The sequence below is a fragment of the Verrucosispora sp. WMMD1129 genome (genome assembly GCF_029581255.1).
GTDB lineage: Bacteria > Actinomycetota > Actinomycetes > Mycobacteriales > Micromonosporaceae > Micromonospora > Micromonospora sediminimaris.
On the sequence record NZ_CP120741.1, the window covers coordinates 5,402,331 to 5,422,953 of the forward strand.

Genomic DNA, 20,623 nt, shown 5'->3' on the forward strand with positions numbered 1-20,623 from the left:
GGCGGGCCGGCTGGCTGCGTTCTCCGTCCAAGGCTCCGGATCCACAAACCAAAGTAGGAACGTGCCCGGTGCTGCCCGATCAGTCCGGGGGAACGAGCCCCGCCTCCTGCACGAGGAGTGCGACCTGCACGCGATTGTTGAGATCCAGCTTGGTGAGGATCGCCGACACGTGGGTCTTGACCGTGGTCAGGCCGAGGTGGTGCCGCGCGGCGATCTCCGCGTTGGTGCGCCCAGCGCCGATCTCGACCGCGACCGTCCGCTCGCGGTCGGCGAGTACGTCGAGACGGCGTCGGGCGATGTGCTGCCGGCCGTCCTGCCCCGACTCCGCGACCCGCGCGATGAGTCGACGCGTCACCTCGGGCGCGAGCACGGGACGCCCCTGTGCCGCGTGCCGGATCGCGACGACGAGTTCGTCCGGCGGCGTGTCCTTCAGCAGGAACCCGGCCGCGCCCGCCCGTAGGGCACGCAGCACGTGGGCATCGGCGTCGAAGGTGGTGAACACGATGACCTGCGGCGCGGACGATTCGCCACGCAGCGTTTCCGTGGCGGTGAGCCCATCGGTGCCGGGCATCCGGATGTCCATCAACACCACGTCGGGTCGGTGACGCCGGGTCAGTTCCACCGCCTCCGCGCCGTCGCTCGCCTCAGCCACCACCCGCAGATCGGGAGCTCCGCTCAGCATCATCTTCAGCCCGAACCGGACCACCGGGTCGTCGTCGACCACCAGTACGTCGATGACTGGCTGGCCGCCGACCGCGTTGTCGGCAGGCATCGGGTGGGTCACGACGGCCAGGGTAACCGGAGCCGGACCCGCCAGCCGCCCGACTCCGTCGGGCCGTGGTCGAGCTGCCCGCCCACGAGCCGGGCGCGCTCACCAAGCCCGCGCAACCCCGCCCCGGAACCGTCGGGGCGCGAGCGTGGACCCGCCGGCCGGGCGTTCACCACCTCGGCGGTCACGTGGTCGCCGGGCCGCCCGGTGATCCGGACCACCACCGGCGTACCCGGGGCGTGCTTGCGCACGTTGGTCAGGCCCTCCTGCACGAGGCGGTAGAGCGTGCGACCCGGCGTCGCCGGGAGGATCCGGTCATCGGTCGTCACCCCGGCCTCGTCCCGCAGCTCGACCGGTGTGCCGGCCTGGCGAGCCTCGTCGATCAGCTCCAGAACGTCCACGACGCCCGGCAGCGGCAGCTCGCCCACGGGGGCTCGGAGTACCCCGATCACCTCGCGGAGATCCTGCAGGGCGCGGTGCGCGTTCTCGCGGACCACCTCGGCCGCCCGCGCCCGGTCCTCGGCCGGCGCGTCGCGGGAGTAGGTGAGGGCGCCCGCATGGACGCTGAGCAACGAGAGCCGGTGTCCGAGGACGTCGTGCATCTCCCGCGCGAGCGCCTCCCGAGCCTCCCGCGCGGCGTGCTCGGCCCGCAGCAGCGCCTCGACCTCGGCTGCTGCCGCCCGCTCCCGCAGGGATGCGACCAACGCCCGGCGGCTGCGCACCGACAGTCCCCACGCCACGGTGGCGAGGTGCCCCAGCACGATGATGATGAACACCGTCAACGGTGGAGCCGTCGTCTCGGGCCACTGCAGCTGATACGTGCCGAGGGCGGCGAGACTGATCGTGCACACCACGACCGTCGCCCTGATCGAGCGGTGCACCGCGACGGTGAACAGCGCGACGATCGCGGCCGGGGCGACCGTTTCGGAAAATGAACTCGCCACGGCCAGGACGACGCCGAGCACGACCGGGAACCGGCGTCGCCACCACAGTGCGAGGTAGCCGAGCGCCCCCGTGACCCAGTCCGCGTACCGGAGCCAGGCGGAAACCGGCGTGGGGTCGTTCACCTGGTCGACCACCGTGATCAGTCCCACGGTGGCGGCCAGCACGATCAGGGTGGCGTCGACCGTCCGGTCGCCCACCGCCTCGCGGAAGGTCCGCCCCGAAAGTTGCGTTGCTCCGGCCATCGGCCCGAGCTTAGAGCGCGTTGCAGCCCGAGCGAGGTTCCGTGCTACGCCGTCATGGGGTAGGCGGGACGGGGACGCGTTTGGCCCAGCGGACGTCGCCGTCGGGATCGACGTAGCAGAACGCCACCACCAGGCGGGACGGGTCGGTCAACGGCAGGGCGCCGGGCAGCAGCCGGAAGACAGCGATCAGGCTGCCGTCGGCGGTCGCGCGGGTGCCCACCGCGCCGACGTGCGGCGGGGTGGTGAACGTGCCCTCGGGGTCCTCGCGGGTGGCGGTGTCGGCGAGCCAGGCGTACCGCTCGGCCAGCACGTCGTACGCCCCGGCCCAGTTGGAACCGGTGTCGCCGTCGGCGTCCCAGCCGGCGTACGGCTGTACCACCCTCGCCGGTTCCACCCGGCCGTCGAGCAGGATGACCTGGTAGTGGCCCTTGCGGGGCGGCCCGGACCAGCGCAGCCGCAACACCACCGACCGCCGGTCGGGGTCGCCGACGACGTTGTCCGCCGGTTTAGGCCAGCCGAAGGCGACGACCGCGTCCGCCACCTGGTCCGGCTCCGGCAGCACCGCCTCGACGGTCACCGCCACCTGGTCGCCGCCGCGAGCCCATTCGCGTTCGCGGTCGACGTACCGGTCCACCGTGGCCAGCACGGCGATGGTGACCGACACCAGGGCAACCACCCAGCGCAGCCGCGCCCCGTGCCTGCCCATGGCCGGAGGATAGCCGCGTCGCGCGTCGCGCGCCGTCAGTCAGCCGACACGACGGGTGCGCGCTTCCGGTGGCTCTGCGGCGTGGCGGCGGTACGTCCCCCCGGAGCCGGACACCGGCGAGCTAGAGTCGCTGCTTGACCATGCCCGGCCGGATCGGCCGGGGCGGCACGGTTGGAGGGGCAGACGGGTGGGCGAGGCGCACACGACCGGTCACCGTGCGGGCGTACCCGGTGAGCAGACCGCGGTGCCCGCCGAAACGGACACCACACTGGTCGTGGTCACCGGTCTCTCCGGTGGTGGACGCAGCACCGTGGCCCGGGCGCTGGAGAACGTCGGCTTCTACGTCGTCGACAATCTGCCGCAGGCGCTGCTGCTGGACATGGCCGAGCTGGCCGTGAAGGCGGGTGGGGCGGCCCGGCGTACCGCGATGGTGCTGGACGTGCGCTCCCGGGCCTTCTCCACCGATCTGGCCGAGGCGATCCGGGAGCTGAAGGAGCGTGGCTACGCCCCCCGGGTGGTCTTCGTCGACGCCGACGACGAGGTGCTGATCCGCCGGTTCGAGAGCGTGCGACGCTCGCATCCGTTGCAGGGTGACGGCCGGCTCGCCGACGGCATCGCCGTCGAGCGGGGACTGCTGGAAGAGGCCCGCGACCAGGCCGACGTGATCATCGACACCAGCCACCTCAACGTGAACCAGTTGCGCCGCCGGGTCGAGGAACTGTTCGGCGGGGAGGACGCCCGCCGGTTGCGGCTCACGGTGATCTCCTTCGGCTTCAAGTACGGCCTGCCGCCGGACGCTGACTTCGTGATGGACGCCCGGTTCCTGCCCAACCCGTACTGGGTACCTGAACTGCGCGAGCACACCGGGCGTGAGGAGGCGGTCAGCGCGTACGTGCTGGGGCAGGAGGGCGCTAACGCCTTCGTCGACGCGTACGCGGACCTGGTGAACGCCACCACGGCCGGCTTCGAGCGGGAGGGCAAGCGGTACCTGACCGTGGCGGTCGGTTGCACCGGCGGCAAGCACCGCAGCGTGGCGATCGCCGAGGAGTTGGCGGCCCGGCTGCGCCGCGCCGGGCTGGCCGCCAACGCTCAACACCGCGACCTGGGGCGGGAATGACGATCCGGGTGGTGGCGTTCGGCGGCGGGCACGGCCTGTCCGCCTCGCTGCGAGCCTTGCGGCGCTCCGCACCGGAGCTGGATCTGGACATCACGGCGGTGGTGACCGTCGGCGACGACGGCGGCTCCAGCGGCCGGCTGCGCGCCGAACGGGGCGGACTACCCCCCGGTGACCTGCGGCAGGCGCTTGTGGCGTTGGCCGGCGACCACCCCGCCACCCGACGCAGCGCGGGGTTGTTCCAGCACCGCTTCGCGGACACCACCACGGGCGGCCGGGGCGACGGGCTGGCCGGGCACGCGGTGGGCAACCTGGTGCTCTGCGGTCTGATGGAGCTGCTCGGCGACCCGGTGGCCGCCCTGGAGCACGCGGGAGCGATGCTCGGCTCGGTCGGCCGGGTGCTGCCGATGTCCCGCCAGCCGGTCGACATCGAGGCCCGGGTCCGCGGGGCCGACCCGGCACGTCCCGACGAGGTGTGCACCGTACGCGGACAGCATCAGGTCGCGGTCACCACGGGCCGGGTCGAGTCGCTTCGGCTCACCCCGCAGGCGCCGGCGGCGTGTGTCGAGGCGGTCGCCGCGATCGGCGTCGCCGACTGGCTGATCTTCGGGCCGGGCAGCTGGTACACCAGCGTGCTGCCGCACCTGCTGGTGCCGCAGCTGGCCGCGGCGATCCTGGCCAGCCCGGCCCGGCGGCTGGTCACCCTCAACCTCGCCGCCGAGAAGGAGACCCTCGGTCTCTCGGTCGCCGACCACCTGGCGGCGCTGCGCTGGTACCTGCCGGAGCTGACTGTCGACTTCGTGCTCGCCGACGCCAAGGCGGTCGGTGACCCCGAACCGGTCCACGGTGCGGCAGAATCCCTGGGAGCCCGGCTGGTCCTCGCTCCCGTCGCGGTCGACGACGGCACGCCCCGTCATGATCCGGCTGCTCTGGGCGCCGCCCTGGTGCCTGTACTGGGCGCCGATCGTTAGACACGTACGTAATCTCCGGCGACACGCCGGAACCGGTCCGTGAGGGGACGCACAATGGCGATGACGGCTGCGGTCAAGGACGAGCTGAGTCGGGTCGACGTGCCCAAGCCCTGCTGCCGGCGGGCGGAGATGGCGGCGCTGCTGCGGTTCGCCGGTGGGCTGCACATCGTGTCCGGGCGGGTGGTGGTGGAGGCCGAGCTCGACACCGGCGCGGTGGCCCGGCGGTTGCGGCGCGAGATCGCCGAGGTCTACGGCTATCCGAGCGAGATCCACGTGCTCGCCTCCGGTGGGCTGCGCAAGGGCAGCCATTTCATCGTCCGGGTCGTCAAGGACGGCGAGGCCCTGGCCCGGCAGACCGGGCTGCTCGACGTGCGCGGCCGGCCGGTACGCGGGCTGCCGCCGCACGTCGTCGCCGCCAGCGTCTGCTGCGCGGTGTCCGCCTGGCGGGGCGCGTTCATGGCGCACGGCTCGTTGACCGAGCCGGGCCGGTCCAGCGCCCTGGAGATCACCTGCCCCGGGCCGGAGTCGGCGCTGGCGCTTGTGGGCGCGGCCCGGCGGTTGGGCATCACCGCCAAGAACCGCGAGGTACGCGGCGTCGACCGGGTGGTGGTCAAGGACGGCGACGCGATCGCCGCGCTGCTCACCCGCATCGGCGCCCACTCCAGTGTGCTGGCCTGGGAGGAGCGCCGGGTCCGGCGGGAGGTGCGGGCGACGGCCAACCGGCTGGCGAACTTCGACGACGCCAACCTGCGGCGTTCGGCCCGCGCGGCGGTCGCCGCCGCGGCCCGGGTGACCCGGGCGCTGGAGATCCTCGCCGACGACGCGCCGGAGCACCTCACCTCGGCCGGCCGGCTACGCCTGGAGCACCGGCAGGCCTCTCTGGAGGAGCTGGGTGCGCTGGCCGACCCGCCGCTGACCAAGGACGCCATCGCCGGGCGGATCCGCCGGTTGCTGGCGTTGGCCGACAAGCGGGCCCGCGACCTCGGCATCCCGGATACCGAAGCGGCCGTCACGCCCGACATGCTCGTGGTCTGATAGGACGGTGGGGCGACCACCCGGCGCAGCGTGGCTCAGCGCGCTCGGATAAGGTCGCTGCGTACGGCAAGGGGGCCGGCACCGGTGTTCCCCGCCGTATCCACCGCCTCGACGGCGGTCAGGTCCCTCGGACCGCGGCGGGGTGGCCGGGATGAACCGTCAACGGCCGGCTCCAACGGTCGGCGCACACAACTTCGCCGGCCGAGGGTCTCCACGCCGGCGGACCAGAACGCGAGGAGATGGGACCTGTGACCATCCGGGTTGGCATCAACGGCTTCGGCCGGATCGGCCGTAACTTCTTCCGGGCAGTGCTGGCGTCCGGCGCTGACGTCGAGGTCGTGGCCGTCAACGACCTGACCGACAACGCGACGCTCGCCCACCTGCTCAAGTACGACAGCATCCTGGGCCGCCTCCCGCAGGAGGTCAAGGCCACCGCCGACGAGATCACCGTCGGTGGCAAGTCCATCAAGGCGTACGCCGAGAAGGACCCGGCGGCGCTGCCGTGGGGCGACGTCGGCGCGGACGTGGTCATCGAGTCGACCGGCTTCTTCACCGACGCCACCAAGGCCAAGGCGCACATCGACGGCGGGGCCAAGAAGGTCATCATCTCCGCTCCGGCGAAGAACGAGGACGTCACGGTCGTGATGGGCGTCAACGACGGCCAGTACGACCCGGCGAAGCACAACATCATCTCGAACGCCTCCTGCACCACCAACTGCCTGGCGCCGATGGCGAAGGTCCTGCACGACACGTTCGGCATCCAGCAGGGTCTGATGACCACCATCCACGCGTACACCCAGGACCAGAACCTCCAGGACGCGCCGCACAAGGACCTGCGCCGGGCCCGTGCCGCCGCGCTGAACATCGTGCCGACCTCGACCGGTGCCGCGAAGGCCATCGGCCTGGTGCTGCCGGACCTCAAGGGCAAGCTCGACGGGTACGCGCTGCGGGTGCCGATCCCGACCGGCTCCGCAACCGACCTCACCGTCACCGTCGGTCGGGAGACCTCGGTGGACGAGGTCAACGCCGCGCTGAAGGCCGCCGCCGAGGGCCCGCTGCGGGGCATCCTGACCTACAACGAGGACCCGATCGTCTCCGCCGACATCGTCACCGACCCGGCGTCGTGCATCTTCGACGCGCCGCTGACCAAGGTCATCGGCAACCAGGTCAAGGTCGTCGGCTGGTACGACAACGAGTGGGGCTACTCCAACCGCCTGGTCGACCTGGTGAAGCTGGTTGGTTCGTCGCTGTGAGCATCCGTAACCTCGACGATCTGCTCGCCGAGGGGGTCTCGGGTCGGCGCGTGCTGGTGCGCGCCGACCTGAACGTCCCGCTCGACAAGCAGACCGGTGCGATCACGGACGACGGTCGGATCCGGGCGGTGCTGCCGACCCTCGGCGCGCTGACCGAGGCCGGTGCCAAGGTCGTCGTCTGCTCCCACCTGGGTCGGCCGAAGGGTGCGCCGGACCCGCAGTTCAGCCTCGCCCCGGTCGCCGGGCGGCTCGGTGAGCTGCTCGGCACGCCGGTGCACGCCGCCACCGACACGGTCGGCGAGTCCGCCCGGGCGACGGTGGCGGCGCTCGCCGACGGCGAGGTGGCGCTGCTGGAGAATCTCCGCTTCAACAAGGGGGAGACCAGCAAGGACGACGCCGAGCGGGGCGCCTTCGCCGATCAGCTCGCCGCTCTCGGCGACGTGTACGTCGACGACGCCTTCGGCGCGGTGCACCGCAAGCACGCAAGCGTCCACGACGTGCCCGCCCGGCTGCCGCACTTCGCCGGCCGGCTGCTGCTGCGCGAGGTGGAGGTTCTCTCGCAGCTCACCGGCGACCCGCAGCGGCCGTACGTGGTGGTGCTCGGCGGGTCGAAGGTCTCCGACAAGCTCGCGGTGATCGAGGCGTTGCTGCCGAAGGTCGACCGGCTGCTCATCGGTGGTGGCATGTGCTTCACCTTCCTCAAGGCCCAGGGCCACGAGGTCGGCTCCTCCCTGCTGGAGGCGGAGATGGTGGAGACCTGCCGCAACCTGCTGGAGCGTTCCGAGGGCAAGATCATGCTTCCGGTCGACGTGGTGGCCGCCGACGCGTTCGCCCCGGACGCCGCGCACGACACCGTGCCGGCCGACGGCATCCCCAGCAAGCGGGTGGGGCTGGACGTCGGCCCGAAGACGGTGGCGGGCTTCGCTGCCGCGCTGAAGGGCGCCCGGACGATCTTCTGGAACGGCCCGATGGGCGTGTTCGAGATGCCCGCCTTCGCGCACGGCACCCGTGGGGTGGCCGAGGCGATCGCCGGCTCGGACGCGTTCAGCGTGGTCGGTGGTGGTGACTCCGCCGCCGCGGTGCGGGCCCTGGGTCTGGACGAGAAGTCCTTCGGGCACATCTCGACCGGCGGTGGCGCGTCCCTGGAGTACCTGGAGGGCAAGACCCTCCCCGGCATCGCGGCTCTGGAGAACTGATGGCGAGCGCCCCCCGCCGGCCACTGATGGCCGGCAACTGGAAGATGAACCTCAACCACCTCGAGGCGAACCTGCTGGTGCAGAAGCTGGCCGCCAGCCTCACCGAGAAGCAGCTGACCGAGGTGGAGACGGTGGTGCTGCCGCCGTTCACCGACCTGCGCACGGTGCAGACCGTGGTGGAGGGCGACAAGCTGCTCATCGGCTACGGCGGACAGGACCTGTCACCGCACGCCTCCGGCGCGTACACCGGGGAGGTCTCCGGCGCGATGCTGGCCAAGCTCGGCTGCACGTACGTGGTGGTCGGGCACTCCGAGCGGCGGCAGTACCACCGTGAGGACGACGCGTTGGTGGGCGCCAAGGTGCAGGCGGCGCTGACCCACGGGCTCACCCCGATCCTCTGCGTGGGGGAGGGACTGGACGTCCGGGAGCAGGGCACCCACGTGGCGCACTGCACCGACCAGCTCGACGCTGCCCTCAAGGGGCTCAGCCCGGAGCAGGTGCTCCGGGTGGTGGTCGCGTACGAGCCGGTCTGGGCGATCGGCACCGGCAAGACGGCCACCCCGGAGGACGCCCAGGAGGTGTGTGGCGCGCTGCGGGCCCGGTTGGCCGAGACCGTGGACCAGGCCACCGCCGACGGCGTACGCATCCTCTACGGCGGCTCGGTGAAGTCGTCGAACGTCGCCTCGATCATGGCGCAGCCGGACGTGGACGGCGCCCTGGTGGGCGGCGCCAGCCTGGACGCCGAGGAGTTCGCGAAGATCTGCCGGTTCCCGGAGCACATCTCCGGCTGATCGCTCGCTATCCTTGACTCCGCCCGTCCGCCGGTCGGTGCCGCCGTGCCCGAACTGCCCGGGCGAGGATCGTAACGAGAGGACTGACCCCCGCCATGCCGATCTGGTTCGCCTACACGTTGATCGTGTTGCTGGTCATCACGAGCGTCCTGCTCACCCTGCTGATCCTGCTGCACCGAGGCAAGGGCGGTGGGATGTCCAGCATGTTCGGCGGTGGCGTCAGCTCCAGCCTGGCCGGCTCGTCGGTGGCCGAGAAGAACCTGGACCGCTACACCGTGCTGGTGGGCATCGTCTGGTTCGCCTGCATCATCGGGCTCGGTCTCTGGCTCCGGCTTGAGGTGGGTACGGGCGTCTGATTCGACCCCCGAGGCGTACAATCTGCGCGCGGTCCGTCACCCGACGGGCCGCGCGCAGTCCGTTTCACCCGCTGCACCGCGTCGCCCGCCGTCCACCCCCCGACGGCGGTCCCCTCCGACGACAGGAGTCAGCGCCGTGCCGAACGGCCACGTCATCCGGGGCGCCCGCGTCGGGTCCGCGCCCCCACGTCCCCCCGAACGCCACCAGCCGGTCCCGTGCCGGTCGGTCAGCTACTGGTGTCGCAACGGGCACCGCACCGACATCCGGATCGTCGCCGACGTGGCGGCCCCGACCGTCTGGGACTGCCCCCGTTGCGGGCTGCCCGCCGGTCAGGACGCCCAGGATCCGCCGGGCCGCGCCCGGGCCGAGCCGTACAAGACCCACCTGGCGTACGTGAAGGAACGTCGTACCGACGCCGAGGGGGAGGCGATCCTCGCCGAGGCTCTCGCCGCGCTACGCCAGCGCCGCGGCCGGTCGTAGCTTCGGGCCCGCCGCCGGCCGCGTCAGCGCAGGCTGCGGAAGCGGGCCGGCAGGTCGGCCGCCGCGGCCCGGTCCAGCAGCCAGAGGGTACGCCCGGTGCCCTGCACGCCGGCCGCCGGCACCTGTACCGGGCCGGCACCGGACAGCGCCATGCCGACCGCGTGCGCCTTGTCGCCGCCACCGGCCACCAGCCACACCTCCTCGGCGGTGTTGATCGCCGGGAGGGTGAGGGTGATGCGTACCGGCGGCGGCTTCGGGCTGCCCCGCACCGCGCTGACGGGTCGGCTCTCGTAGTGGACCGGGTGCTCCGGGAAGACCGAGGCGACGTGCCCGTCCTCGCCGACGCCGAGCATCAGCACGTCGAAGTGGGGCAGCAGGGCGGTGCCGGGCCGGGCCGCCTGGGCGAGTTCTGCCGCGTACCGGGCGGCGGCCTCCTCCGGGTCGGCGCCGCCGTCCGAGGCCGGCATGGCGTGGATCCGGGCCGGGTCCACCGGCAGCGCGTCGAGCAGCGCCGCGCGGGCCTGGGTCTCGTTGCGCTCCGGGTCTCCGGAGGGCAGGAACCGTTCGTCGCCCCACCAGAAGTCGACCCGGGACCAGTCGACCGCGTCCCGGGCGGGCAGTGCGCCCACCGCTCGGTAGACCGCCGCGGCGATCCGACCGCCGGTGAGCACCACCGACGCCTGGCCGCGTGCGGCCTGGGCGTCGAGCAGTCGCACCACCAGTCGGGCCGCGACCGCCTGCGCCAGCAGGTCGGCGTCGGCGTGGACGGCGACACTCGCCTCACTCATGGTGTCCTTCCGCGACCGCCGGGCGGTCGGTGTCGTGCGTACCGGAGGGGTGGGAGGGTCAGGAGCCGGCGTTCGTCGTGGCGTGGGCGGTGACGCCGGCCTCGGCCCGCTGGGCGGTGGCCGGGTCCTTCCAGACGTGCACCCGCTGACTGGGCCGTCGATCCAAGTTGTTGAGCCCGGCGAAAGCGCCCAACGCCTCCGCGTACACCTGGTCGGTGCCGAGCCGGCGCAGCTCCTCGGCCAGTTCGTCGCCGAGCGGCCGGCGCACCAGCGGCAGGATCCGATCCTCCTGGCCGGTACGCCGGAACGTGGCCACGCTGTCCTCGCGGGTCAGCGTCAACTCGTCGCCGTTGGCGCAACGCAACTGGACCTCCCGCATCCGGGGGAACTCCCGGGTCCGGTCCCAGCGCGGCTTGATGCCGAGCCGGCTGCGCAGCCAGCCCCGCATCAGCGCGGCGGTCGGGTCGGTGGGTGGCGCGACCACCGCCGCCTCGGTGAGCTGGGCGTCCGTGGTGTCGAACGCGCCGGCCACCAGGGTGCGCCACGGGGTGATCCTGGTCCAGGCGAGGTCGGTGTCGCCGGAGAAGTAGTCGCGGGCCCGCTGCCGCAGTGCCGCGATCGGGTCGGCGGCCTGCGCGGAGTCGGTGATGCGCCGGTCGGCCACCACACCGAGGAAGTCGGTGGCGATCTCCTCCGGCGGCTCACCGTGCCACCAGGTGACCACCGGTACGTCCGGCACCAGCAGCGGCATGACCACGGACTCGGCGTGCAGCGCCAGCCGCCCGTACATCCGCATCACCACGGCCTCGCAGGGGCCCAGCCGCCCGCCGACCACGATCTCGGCGTCGAGCCGGTTGCGGTCGCGGTCCACGTCGGAGCGAACCACCACCAGCAGCCGGCACGGGTGCGCGGCGGCGGCGATGGTGGCTGCCGCCTCCGCCTCGCGGACCCGCTTCTCGTCGACCACCACGATCAGGGTCAGCGCCATGCCGCTGGCTACCCCGCCCGCGCTTCGTCGTTCCGCGGCGAGCGCCTTGACCACCTCGTTGCCGGTGGTGTCCCACAGTCCGATCACCGCAGCCTCCTGCTTCGCTCGCCTCGCTCGCTCACGCCCGCCGCCAGGCCCGGCCCTCGCGGGCCAGCATCTCGTCGGCGGCCCGGGGGCCCCATTCGCCGGACCGGTAGGGCTCGGGCTTGGTGCCCTCCCAGGCGTGCTCCAGCGGGTCCACCACGGCCCAGCTCTGCTCGACCTCGGCGGCGTCCGGGAACAGCGTCCGGTCGCCGATCAGCACATCCAGCACCAGCCGCTCGTACGCCTCCGGGCTGGACTCGGTGAACGCTTCGCCGTACTGGAAGTCCATCGCGATGTCGCGGACCTCCATCGTGGTGCCGGGCACCTTGGAACCGAACTTGAGCACCACGCCCTCGTCCGGCTGGACCCGGATCACCAGCTGGTTGTTGCCGAGCATCTCCATGTCGGCCGGATTGAACGGCAGGTGCGGCGCCTGCTTGAACATCACCGCGACCTCGGTGACCCGCCGCGGCAGCCGCTTGCCGGCCCGGATGTAGAACGGCACCTCCGCCCACCGGCGGTTCTGAATGCCCAGCCGCACCGCCACGTACGTCTCGGTGGTCGACGTCGACGGGACGCCGTCCTCCTCCAGGTAGCCCCTGGCCCGCTGCCCGCCGACCCAGCCGGGCAGGTACTGACCGCGTACCGTGCCCTGGGTGACGTCCTTCGGCAATGTGATGGCCTTGAGCACCTTGAGCTTCTCGGCCCGGATCTCGTCGGCGTCGAAGCTGGTCGGCTCCTCCATCGCCACCAGGGCGAGCAGTTGCAGCAGGTGGTTCTGCAACACGTCGCGGGCGGTGCCGACCGAGTCGTAGAACCCCGCCCGGCTACCGATACCCACGTCCTCGGCCATGGTGATCTGCACCGAGTCGACGTACTGCGAGTTCCACAGCGGCTCGAAGAGGCTGTTGGCGAAGCGTAGGGCGAGGATGTTCTGGACCGTCTCCTTGCCCAGGTAGTGGTCGATGCGGAAGACGTCCTGCCGGGTGAAGACGTCGTCGACCAGGTCGTTGAGCGCCTTGGCCGAGGGCAGGTCGTTGCCGAACGGCTTCTCCACCACCACCCGGCGCCAGCCGCCGCACTTCTCGTTGTCGGCCATGCCGGTGCGGGCCAGCTGCTTGAGCACCACCGGGAACGCCGCCGGTGGGATGGAGAAGTAGAAAGCCGCGTTGCCGTGGATGCCGTGGCTGTCGCGCAGACCGTCCAGGCAGCGGGCGAGGTTGTCGAAGGCGGTGTCGTCGTCGAACGACCCGCCGACGAACTTGATGTTGTGTTCGAGTCGCGACCACACCTCCTCCCGCCACGGGGTTCGGGCGTGGGCCATCGCCGCCTCGCGGGCCAGCGAAGCGAAATCGCCGTCGCCCCAGTCCCGCCGGGCGAACCCGACGACCACGAAGCCGGGCGGCAGCAGCCCCCGGTTGGCCAGGTCGTAGACCGCAGGTAGCAGTTTCTTCTGAGCCAGGTCACCGGTCACCCCGAAGATCACCAGAGCACACGGCTCCGGAATTCGGGGCAAACGCCGATCCTGCGGGTCGCGCAGCGGGTTCACGCCGCCTCCTCGCTCCGCTCGTCCACGTCGTCCATCGTCATGCCCGTAGCGACCCATCGCGCCAAGGCCCGCCGACCGATCGGTCGGATGCCGGTGCGGCAGCGGACGTCACCGACCGGCCAGGGGCGCCGGCCACCGCCGGCGACTCCCCGACAGGAGTACGGATTGCCGGGCACCGGTAGATCAACGTCGACCGTACCGGTTGTCTGAAGAAAGCTACCCACCTGCGAACCGTTCGCGTAGCGCCACCGACCCACGCCGCCACCCGGTGCAGGTGGCGGCGTGGGTGCTGCCGGACGGCACCGTCACGCATTTCCTCCGGCGCGCGCGGCGGCGTCGGCGTTGCCCCGGGCGGCGTCGCCGGGACTGCTGTTGCCCTGACCGGCGGCGGCCAGCGACTTGCGGACGCCGTCGAGCAGTTCCTGCCAGCTCGCCTCGAACTTCTCCACACCCTCCCGCTCCAGGGTGGCGATCACGTCGGCCAGGTCCACGCCCACCGACTCCAGGGCGGCGAAGACCCCCCGGGCGTCGTCGTACGCGCCGGTGACCGTGTCCGGGTGGGTCTCGCCGTGCTCGGCGTAGGCGTGGATGACCGGCTCCGGCATGGTGTTGACCGTGCCGGGCGCGATCAGCTCCTCGACGTAGATGACGTCCCGGTAATCCGGGTTCTTGGTCGAGGTGGAGGCCCACAGCGGGCGCTGCGGGTGGGCACCGGCGTCAGCCAGCGCCCGCCACCGGTCGGTGGAGAAGACCTCGCTGTAGCGCTCGAACGCCAACCGGGCGTTGGCCACCGCCGCCTTGCCACGCAGCGCCTTGGCCTCGGTGGAGCCGATCTTCTCCAGCCGGGCGTCGACCTCGCTGTCGACCCGGGAGACGAAGAACGAGGCCACCGAGCCGATGGTGCTCAGGTCGTGGCCGTTCGCCTTGGCCTGCTCCAGCCCGGCCAGGAACGCCTCCATCACCTGGGAGTAGCGGTCCAGGCCGAAGATGAGCGTGACATTGACGCTGATCCCCTCGGCCAGCGCCGCGGTGATCGCCGGCAGACCGGCCTCGGTCGCCGGGATCTTGATGAACAGGTTCGGCCGGTCGACCAGCCACCACAGCGCCCGGGCCTCGGCCACGGTGCGTTGCGAATCGTGGGCCAGCCGCGGATCCACCTCGATGGAGACCCGGCCATCGACGCCGGCGCTGGCGTCGTACGACGGGCGCATCACGTCGCAGGCCCACCGCACGTCGTACGTGGTGAGCATGCGGACGGCCTCTTCCACGTCGACGCCCCGGGCGGCCAGGTCCCGCAGCTGCCAGTCGTACTCGTCGGCGTCGCTCAACGCCTTCGCAAAGATGGTCGGGTTGGTGGTGACCCCGACCACGTGCTTGTCCCGGCGCAGCTGGTCCAGCCCGCCGGAGTTCAGACGTACCCGGGATAGATCGTCGAGCCAGACCGCCACTCCCGCGGCGGTCAGCTCGCCCAGCCTGTCGGTCGTCATGTGCGCCAACGCCTCCCTCAGTTGCCGGTCGTGAAACCGGTGATGTCGCCGACCCGGGTCTGCGCCGCGTGCGCGGCGGCGACGATCCGGTCCGGCGTGAAGCCGAACTGCTCGAAGAGCACGGTGTGCGGGGCACTCGCGCCGTAGTGCTCGATGCTGACGCTCTCGCCGCAGTCGCCGACGATCCCGCGCCAGGACATCGCGATGCCCGCCTCCACGCTCACCCGGGCCTTTACCCCGCGCGGCAGCACCGACTCGCGGTACGCCTCGTCCTGCTCGAAGAACCACTCCTGGCACGGCATCGACACGACCCGGGTGGGGGTGCCGTCGGCCTCCAGCCGCTCCCGGGCGGTGAGGCAGAGCTGCACCTCGGAACCGGTCCCGATGATGATCACCTCGGGCTTGCCGTTGGACGCCTCGGCCAGCACGTAGCCGCCCTTGGCGACCCCCTCCGCGCCGGCCAGCTGGGTGCGGTCCAGGGTCGGCAGCGCCTGCCGGCTCAGGGCCAACGCGGTCGGCCGGTCGGTGTGCTCCAGGGCCTGCCGCCAGGCCCAGGCGGTCTCGTTGGCGTCGGCCGGGCGGACCACGTCCAGGCCGGGAATGGCCCGCAGCGCGGTCAGGTGTTCCACCGGCTGGTGGGTCGGGCCGTCCTCACCCAGACCGATGGAGTCGTGCGTCCAGACGTAGACCACCGGCAGCTTCATCAACGCGGCCAACCGGACCGACGGCCGCATGTAGTCGCTGAAGACCAGGAAGGTTCCGCCGTACGGGCGGGTGCCGCCGTGCAGGGCGATGCCGTTGAGGATCGCGCCCATGGCGTGCTCGCGGATGCCGAAGTGCAGCGTGCGGCCGTACTCGTGGCCGGGGAACTCCTTGGTGGCGTACTGGCTGGGCACGAAGGAGGGCTCGCCCTTCATCGTGGTGTTGTTGCTCTCGGCCAGGTCGGCGGAGCCGCCCCACAGCTCGGGCAGCACCGGCGCGAGCGCGGCCAGCACCTTGCCGGAGGCGGCTCGGGTGGCGACGCCCTTGGCGTCGGCGGGGAACTCCGGCAGGGCGTCGGCCCAGCCCTCGGGCAGCGCCCGGCCGGCCAGCCGGTCGTAGAGGGCGCGGCGCTCGGGGTTGGCCTTCGACCACGAGTCGAAGGTGGTCGTCCACTCCTGCTGTGCGGCCTCGCCACGCCGCAGCGCCGACCGGGTGTGGCCGAGCACCTCCTCGGTGACCTCGAAGGTGCCGGCCGGGTCGAAGCCGAGGATCTCCTTGGTGGCGGCCACCTCGTCGGCGCCGAGCGCCGAGCCGTGGATCTTGCCGGTGTTCTGCTTGTTCGGTGCCGGCCAGCCGATGATGGTGCGCAGCGCGATGAACGACGGACGGGCGGTCTCCGTCTTGGCGGCCAGCAGTGCCTGGTACAGCTCCTCGACGTTCTCGTGGTAGTCGCCCTTCTCGGCGTCGCCGCGCCGCCAGTCGACCGTCTGCACGTGCCAGCCGTACGCGGCGTAGCGGGCCGCGACGTCCTCGCTCAGCGCGATGCGGGTGTCGTCCTCGATCGAGATCTCGTTGTCGTCGTAGATCACGCAGAGGTTGCCCAGCTGCTGGTGCCCGGCCAGGGCGCTGGCCTCGTGGCTGATGCCCTCCTCGATGTCGCCGTCAGAGGCGATGCACCAGATGTGGTGGTCGAAGGCGGACTCACCGGCCTCGGCCTCCGGGTCGAACAGGCCGCGTTCGCGCCGCGCCGCCATCGCCATGCCGACGGCGTTGCCCAGGCCCTGCCCGAGCGGGCCCGTGGTGGTCTCCACACCGGGGGTGTGCCCGTGCTCGGGGTGCCCCGGGGTGAGTGAACCCCACTGCCGCAGCGACTTGAGGTCGTCCAGGCTGAGCGGGTAGCCGGCGAGGAAGAGCTGGATGTAGAGCGTCAGGCTGGAGTGCCCGGCGGAGAGCACGAAGCGGTCCCGGCCGGGCCAGTTCGGATCGGCGGGGTTGTGCCGCATCACCCGGTTGAACAGCAGGTACGCCGCGGGGGCGAGACTCATCGCGGTGCCCGGGTGGCCGTTGCCGGATTTCTCCACGGCATCCATGGCCAGTACGCGGACGGTGTCCACGGCACGGCGGTCGAGGTCGGACCAGTCAAGTGCGGGGTGCGCGGGTCGGTTGGCAGCCACGGTGGTTTGTGCTCCTCGGCGAGATGGGCGGAACCCTCAGTGGTGACCCTATCGAGCGCGGCTAAACGTGCGCCCGAGGATCTCAGCATGCTGGTCTGTACGTTTCGGGTGCGCTTCGCGGTTCACCCTCGTCACGGGCCCGCCCGCCAGCCTCCGGTGTGACGACTGGCACCGTTGCCGGGTCGCCCGGGCAGCCAAAACGACGACGCGTAGTGTGTGGGTCGGTGTGTGGACCCGAGTCGGTCCCGCCGCCGTGACCTCCCCTCCCGACGCCGGAAGGTGGCAATCCGTGAGCATGATCACCGAGCGCCCCGTCAGTAACCCTGCCGGGCAGCCGCCGGTGCGTACGGCCGGGGAGACCCCAGCCCGCCCCCGCGACCTGCGGGCGGTGGTGGCGGCGTACGTGACGCTTACCAAGCCGCGGATCGTGGAGTTGCTGCTGGTCACCACGGTGCCGGCGATGATGCTCGCGGATGGCGGGTTGCCCTCGCTGTGGCTGGTCGCGGTGGTGCTGGTCGGTGGCTCGCTCGCGGCGGGCGCGGCCAGCGTGCTCAACTGCTACATCGACCGGGACATCGACCAGTTGATGCGGCGGACGAAGCGACGTCCGCTGCCGGCGCACACCGTGACGCCCCGCAACGCGCTGGTCTTCGGTCTGGTGCTGGCGGTGGTCTCGGTCGCCTTGATGGCGGTCTTCACCAATCTGCTCGCCGCCGGGCTCACGCTGGCCGCGATCGTCTACTACGACGTCGTCTACACCCTGTGGCTCAAGCGCACGACGACGGCGAACACCTTCTGGGGCGGCGCCTGCGGCGCCGCGCCGGTGCTGATCGGCTGGGCCGCGGTGACCGGCTCCCTGTCGCCGGTGGCGTGGGGGTTGTTCGGGGTGGTCTTCTTCTGGCAGATGCCGCACTTCTACCCACTGGCCATGAAGTACAAGGACGACTACGCCCGGGCCGGCATCCCGATGCTCCCGGTGGTCGCCTCGGTCCGGCGGGTCAACGCCGAGATCGTGCTGTTCGCCTGGCTGACCGTGCTGACCTCGCTGGCCGTGTGGGCATTGGGGCTGAGCGCGGTCTACGGCGTCCCGACGCTTGTGGTCGGCGCGATCTTCCTGGCCGAGGCGCACCGGCTCGCCGGTCGGGCTCGTCGGGGCGAGCCGGTCAAGCCGATGCGGCTGTTCCACTGGTCGACGTCGTACCTGACCATCGTCTTCGCCGCCGCGGCCCTCGACGCCCTGCTCTGACGGCTGACCGCGCCGGACCTCCAACCCTGCGAAGCCCGCTTGGTGACGTTTTGCGCTCCGATTGACCCGGTTTGGTGCTGATAAATACGGGCGAAACGTCTTTGGTCTTCCTTAAACCTGCGGGTAATGGGTATCAGAAAAGGTTGATGGTTCTCGCCCTTCCGAGTGCATCTCTGCTTAGTCTTCACGTTATGGCAGATGGTTCCGATACGACGCTGACGACTGATCAGACCGCCTCCGGGCAGACCCCCAACGGGTTGGTCGCGGGCATCAAGTCGTTCGCCGCTGAGCATGGCGGGGCGAAGGCGGTCATCGAGTACGTCGGCAAGCGCGGTGCCCGCATCGTCCTGGTGGGCGCCGACGGCGCGTGGGGCGACCAGTTCGCCGAGGACACGGTGACCGCCCGCGAGGCCTGCGCGCAGGCCGGGGTCGCCGTGGAGAACGCCTGGGAACGGGAACTGATGGACCAGATGCGCCCGAGCAACGACCTCTGGCGTTCGATGGCCCGCCGCACGATGGCCCGTTGAGATAAATTGACCGATCACCACCAGCCGACCCGGGGGAAACCCCGGGTCGCTCTCATTACCTGCACCGACCTGGCCGACCTGCACGACGACGATCGTCTGGTGGTGGCCCCGCTGGCCGCCCGGGGGATCGTCGCCGAACCCGTCGTCTGGGACGACCCGGCAATCGACTGGGCCGGCTACGACCTGGCCGTGCTCCGCTCGACCTGGGACTACACGTTCCGCCGGGACGAGTTTCTCGCCTGGGCGGCGCGGGTGCCGCGGCTGGTCAACCCGGCCGACGTGGTGCGCTGGAACACCGACAAGCGCTACCTCGACGAGTTGTGCACGGCCGGTGTGCCCACCGTCCCCACCGGCTGGGTGTCGCCCGGCGAGCCGTGGCAGCCGCCCGCCGACGGTGGTGAGTACGTCATCAAACCGACGGTGAGCGCGGGCAGCCGGGGCACCGGCCGTTACGACCTGGCCGACCCGGAGCACCGGGATCTCGCGGCGGCCCACGTACGCAGGCTCGGCGCGACCGGTCGGGTGGCCATGGTCCAGCCGTACCTGAGCGCGGTCGACACCGTCGGTGAGACCGCGCTGCTCTTCCTCGCCGGCCCGGCCGGGCTGGCCTTCAGCCACGCCGTCCGCAAGGGGCCGATACTGACCGGGCCGGAGCAGGGTGACGACGTGCTGAACGGGGCCGAGGAGACCAGCGCCCGCACCGCCCAGCCGGCGCAGCTCGCCGTCGCCGCGCAGGCCCTCGCGGCCGTGCCCGGCGGGACCGAGCGCCTGCTCTACGCCCGGGTCGACCTGATCCCCGCTGCCGACGGCGCCCCGGTGCTCGTGGAACTCGAACTGACCGAGCCCTCACTCTTCCTCGCCCACGCCGACCACGCCCCCGACCGCCTGGCCGACGCCATCCTCACCCAGCTGTCCCACCCCACCCCTTCTCGTTGATCATGAGGTTGATCTTCTCAGGTGCCGCTAGCCTCATGATCAACGAGAAGCTCGGGCGGGGGTCAGGGTTTCGGTGGGGGTCTGGGGGTGGGGGAGTTGGGTGGGGTGGCGTTCGTGGGTTGACCAGAGCAGGGCGAGGGTGGCGAGCCAGACCAGGCAGGAGCCGAGCATGTGCAGGCCGACCAGCAGCGCCGGCAGGTTTGTGAAGTACTGCACGAAGCCGATCACCCCCTGCCCCAGCTCGACCAGGAGCAGGGTCAGCGCGGCCCGGACGGCCCGCGCCGGTGCGCCGACCGCGCGCAGCGCCAGCCACAGCCCCACGGTCAGGCCGACGAGCAGGAACACCAGGTCGGCGTGGACCTGGGAGATCGTCTGCGGGTCCAGGCCGTTGCGGACGGCGTCCGCGTCGCCCGCGTGCGGGCCGCTTCCGGTCACCGCCACCCCGACAACGATGACCGCCGCGCTGGCCACCAGGGTGATCCAGGTCAGGGACCGCAGCGCCGGCGGCACCACCGGCACCTTGCGGCCGTCCGGCTCGCTCACCCGACGCCACAGGGCGTACGCGACGAGCAGCAGCAGCATCGACACCACGAAGTGAATGCCCACGATCGAGGGATGCAACTGGGTGCGGACGGTGATCCCGCCGATCACCGCCTGCGCCACGATGCCGAGCACGACGGCCAGCGCCAGGGGCACCGCACCGCGACGCCGGGGACGGTACGCCAGCACGGCCAGCAGGGTCGCGCCCGCGATCAGCACCAGCACGAAGGTGAGCAGGCGGTTGCCGAACTCGATCACCCCGTGCATGCCCATCTCGGCGGTGGTGGTGTACGACTCGTCGGTGCACCGGGGCCAGGTGGGGCAGCCCAACCCGGACGCGGTCAACCGCACCGCCCCGCCGGTGACGACGATCGCGGCGTTCGCGACGATGTTGGCGAACGCCAGACGACGCAGCAGGGTGCGGGAGACCAGGGAACGGTCGGGTCGCTTCACGAAGCGAATC

The 20,623-nt window shown here is 71.6% G+C and carries 20 protein-coding genes; 11 read left to right on the forward strand and 9 right to left on the reverse strand.

Annotation, left to right across the window (positions count from 1 at the left end):
* Positions 1–79 precede the first annotated feature (79 nt).
* Genes O7624_RS25205 through O7624_RS25215 form a run of 3 tightly spaced genes read right to left on the reverse strand, consistent with a single transcriptional unit; the run spans position 80 to position 2,662 of the window.
* Positions 80–784 carry a response regulator transcription factor gene (locus O7624_RS25205; protein WP_348774964.1) on the reverse strand — a complete coding sequence of 235 codons (705 nt, stop codon included), beginning with the start codon at positions 782–784 and terminating at the stop codon, positions 80–82.
* The gene (locus O7624_RS25210; RefSeq protein WP_282237501.1) at positions 781–1,956 is read right to left on the reverse strand and encodes a histidine kinase; all 1,176 of its coding nucleotides are present in this window, start codon (positions 1,954–1,956) and stop codon (positions 781–783) included. Before O7624_RS25210 ends, O7624_RS25205 begins: the two co-directional genes overlap by 4 nt.
* 52 nt (positions 1,957–2,008) lie before the next feature.
* Positions 2,009–2,662, reverse strand: a complete 654-nt coding sequence (locus tag O7624_RS25215; protein WP_282237502.1) for a hypothetical protein — start codon at positions 2,660–2,662, stop codon at positions 2,009–2,011.
* 244 nt (positions 2,663–2,906) lie between these two features.
* Between O7624_RS25215 and rapZ the strand changes: the two genes are divergently transcribed.
* The 8 genes from rapZ (at position 2,907) to O7624_RS25255 (ending at position 9,859) form a co-directional block, all read left to right on the forward strand.
* Positions 2,907–3,779 (forward strand): RNase adapter RapZ, encoded by an 873-nt coding sequence (gene rapZ / locus O7624_RS25220; protein WP_093401610.1) that lies wholly within the window; start codon positions 2,907–2,909, stop codon positions 3,777–3,779.
* Positions 3,776–4,747, forward strand: coding sequence for a uridine diphosphate-N-acetylglucosamine-binding protein YvcK (yvcK, locus tag O7624_RS25225; protein ID WP_282237503.1), 972 nt, complete (start codon positions 3,776–3,778; stop codon positions 4,745–4,747). The genes rapZ and yvcK overlap by 4 nt, the downstream gene beginning before the upstream one ends.
* Positions 4,748–4,801: 54 nt before the next feature.
* Entirely contained in the window at positions 4,802–5,782 is a 981-nt protein-coding gene (gene whiA, locus O7624_RS25230; RefSeq protein ID WP_093401454.1) for a DNA-binding protein WhiA, read from the forward strand.
* Between the two features lie 248 nt (positions 5,783–6,030).
* Positions 6,031–7,035 carry a type I glyceraldehyde-3-phosphate dehydrogenase gene (gap, locus tag O7624_RS25235; RefSeq protein ID WP_093401453.1) on the forward strand — a complete coding sequence of 335 codons (1,005 nt, stop codon included), beginning with the start codon at positions 6,031–6,033 and terminating at the stop codon, positions 7,033–7,035.
* The gene (locus O7624_RS25240; protein WP_282237504.1) at positions 7,032–8,231 is read left to right on the forward strand and encodes a phosphoglycerate kinase; all 1,200 of its coding nucleotides are present in this window, start codon (positions 7,032–7,034) and stop codon (positions 8,229–8,231) included. Before gap ends, O7624_RS25240 begins: the two co-directional genes overlap by 4 nt.
* The gene (gene tpiA, locus O7624_RS25245; RefSeq protein WP_093401451.1) at positions 8,231–9,022 is read left to right on the forward strand and encodes a triose-phosphate isomerase; all 792 of its coding nucleotides are present in this window, start codon (positions 8,231–8,233) and stop codon (positions 9,020–9,022) included. Before O7624_RS25240 ends, tpiA begins: the two co-directional genes overlap by 1 nt.
* 95 nt (positions 9,023–9,117) lie before the next feature.
* Positions 9,118–9,378, forward strand: a complete 261-nt coding sequence (secG, locus tag O7624_RS25250) for a preprotein translocase subunit SecG (RefSeq protein ID WP_093401450.1) — start codon at positions 9,118–9,120, stop codon at positions 9,376–9,378.
* 136 nt (positions 9,379–9,514) lie between these two features.
* Positions 9,515–9,859, forward strand: a complete 345-nt coding sequence (locus tag O7624_RS25255; protein WP_281603492.1) for an RNA polymerase-binding protein RbpA — start codon at positions 9,515–9,517, stop codon at positions 9,857–9,859.
* Positions 9,860–9,882: 23 nt separating this feature from the next.
* Here O7624_RS25255 and pgl read toward each other — a convergent pair whose 3' ends face one another.
* The 5 genes from pgl to tkt all read right to left on the reverse strand — a co-directional run bounded on the left by pgl (position 9,883) and on the right by tkt (position 16,911).
* Positions 9,883–10,647 carry a 6-phosphogluconolactonase gene (pgl, locus tag O7624_RS25260; protein ID WP_282237505.1) on the reverse strand — a complete coding sequence of 255 codons (765 nt, stop codon included), beginning with the start codon at positions 10,645–10,647 and terminating at the stop codon, positions 9,883–9,885.
* Positions 10,648–10,705: 58 nt separating this feature from the next.
* Positions 10,706–11,722 carry a glucose-6-phosphate dehydrogenase assembly protein OpcA gene (locus O7624_RS25265; RefSeq protein WP_210938482.1) on the reverse strand — a complete coding sequence of 339 codons (1,017 nt, stop codon included), beginning with the start codon at positions 11,720–11,722 and terminating at the stop codon, positions 10,706–10,708.
* 31 nt (positions 11,723–11,753) lie between these two features.
* On the reverse strand, positions 11,754–13,325 hold the full coding sequence (zwf, locus tag O7624_RS25270; protein WP_093401446.1) for a glucose-6-phosphate dehydrogenase: 1,572 nt from the start codon (positions 13,323–13,325) through the stop codon (positions 11,754–11,756).
* A 248-nt stretch (positions 13,326–13,573) separates the two neighbouring features.
* Complete coding sequence (gene tal / locus O7624_RS25275) at positions 13,574–14,755, reverse strand: transaldolase (protein ID WP_282237506.1); 1,182 nt, start codon at positions 14,753–14,755, stop codon at positions 13,574–13,576.
* 17 nt (positions 14,756–14,772) lie between these two features.
* Positions 14,773–16,911, reverse strand: a complete 2,139-nt coding sequence (gene tkt, locus O7624_RS25280; RefSeq protein ID WP_282237507.1) for a transketolase — start codon at positions 16,909–16,911, stop codon at positions 14,773–14,775.
* A gap of 289 nt (positions 16,912–17,200) precedes the next feature.
* Here tkt and O7624_RS25285 point away from each other — a divergent pair, with 289 nt between their 5' ends.
* The 3 genes from O7624_RS25285 to O7624_RS25295 all read left to right on the forward strand — a co-directional run bounded on the left by O7624_RS25285 (position 17,201) and on the right by O7624_RS25295 (position 19,620).
* Positions 17,201–18,157 carry a heme o synthase gene (locus O7624_RS25285; protein WP_282237508.1) on the forward strand — a complete coding sequence of 319 codons (957 nt, stop codon included), beginning with the start codon at positions 17,201–17,203 and terminating at the stop codon, positions 18,155–18,157.
* Positions 18,158–18,348: 191 nt separating this feature from the next.
* A complete protein-coding gene (locus O7624_RS25290) occupies positions 18,349–18,684 on the forward strand; it encodes a hypothetical protein (RefSeq protein ID WP_093401442.1) in 336 nt (111 codons plus the stop codon).
* A 6-nt stretch (positions 18,685–18,690) separates the two neighbouring features.
* Entirely contained in the window at positions 18,691–19,620 is a 930-nt protein-coding gene (locus O7624_RS25295) for a hypothetical protein (RefSeq protein WP_282237509.1), read from the forward strand.
* 39 nt (positions 19,621–19,659) lie between these two features.
* Here the strand turns inward: O7624_RS25295 and O7624_RS25300 are convergent, their stop codons facing one another.
* Positions 19,660–20,613 (reverse strand): COX15/CtaA family protein, encoded by a 954-nt coding sequence (locus O7624_RS25300; protein ID WP_282237510.1) that lies wholly within the window; start codon positions 20,611–20,613, stop codon positions 19,660–19,662.
* Positions 20,614–20,623 lie beyond the last annotated feature (10 nt).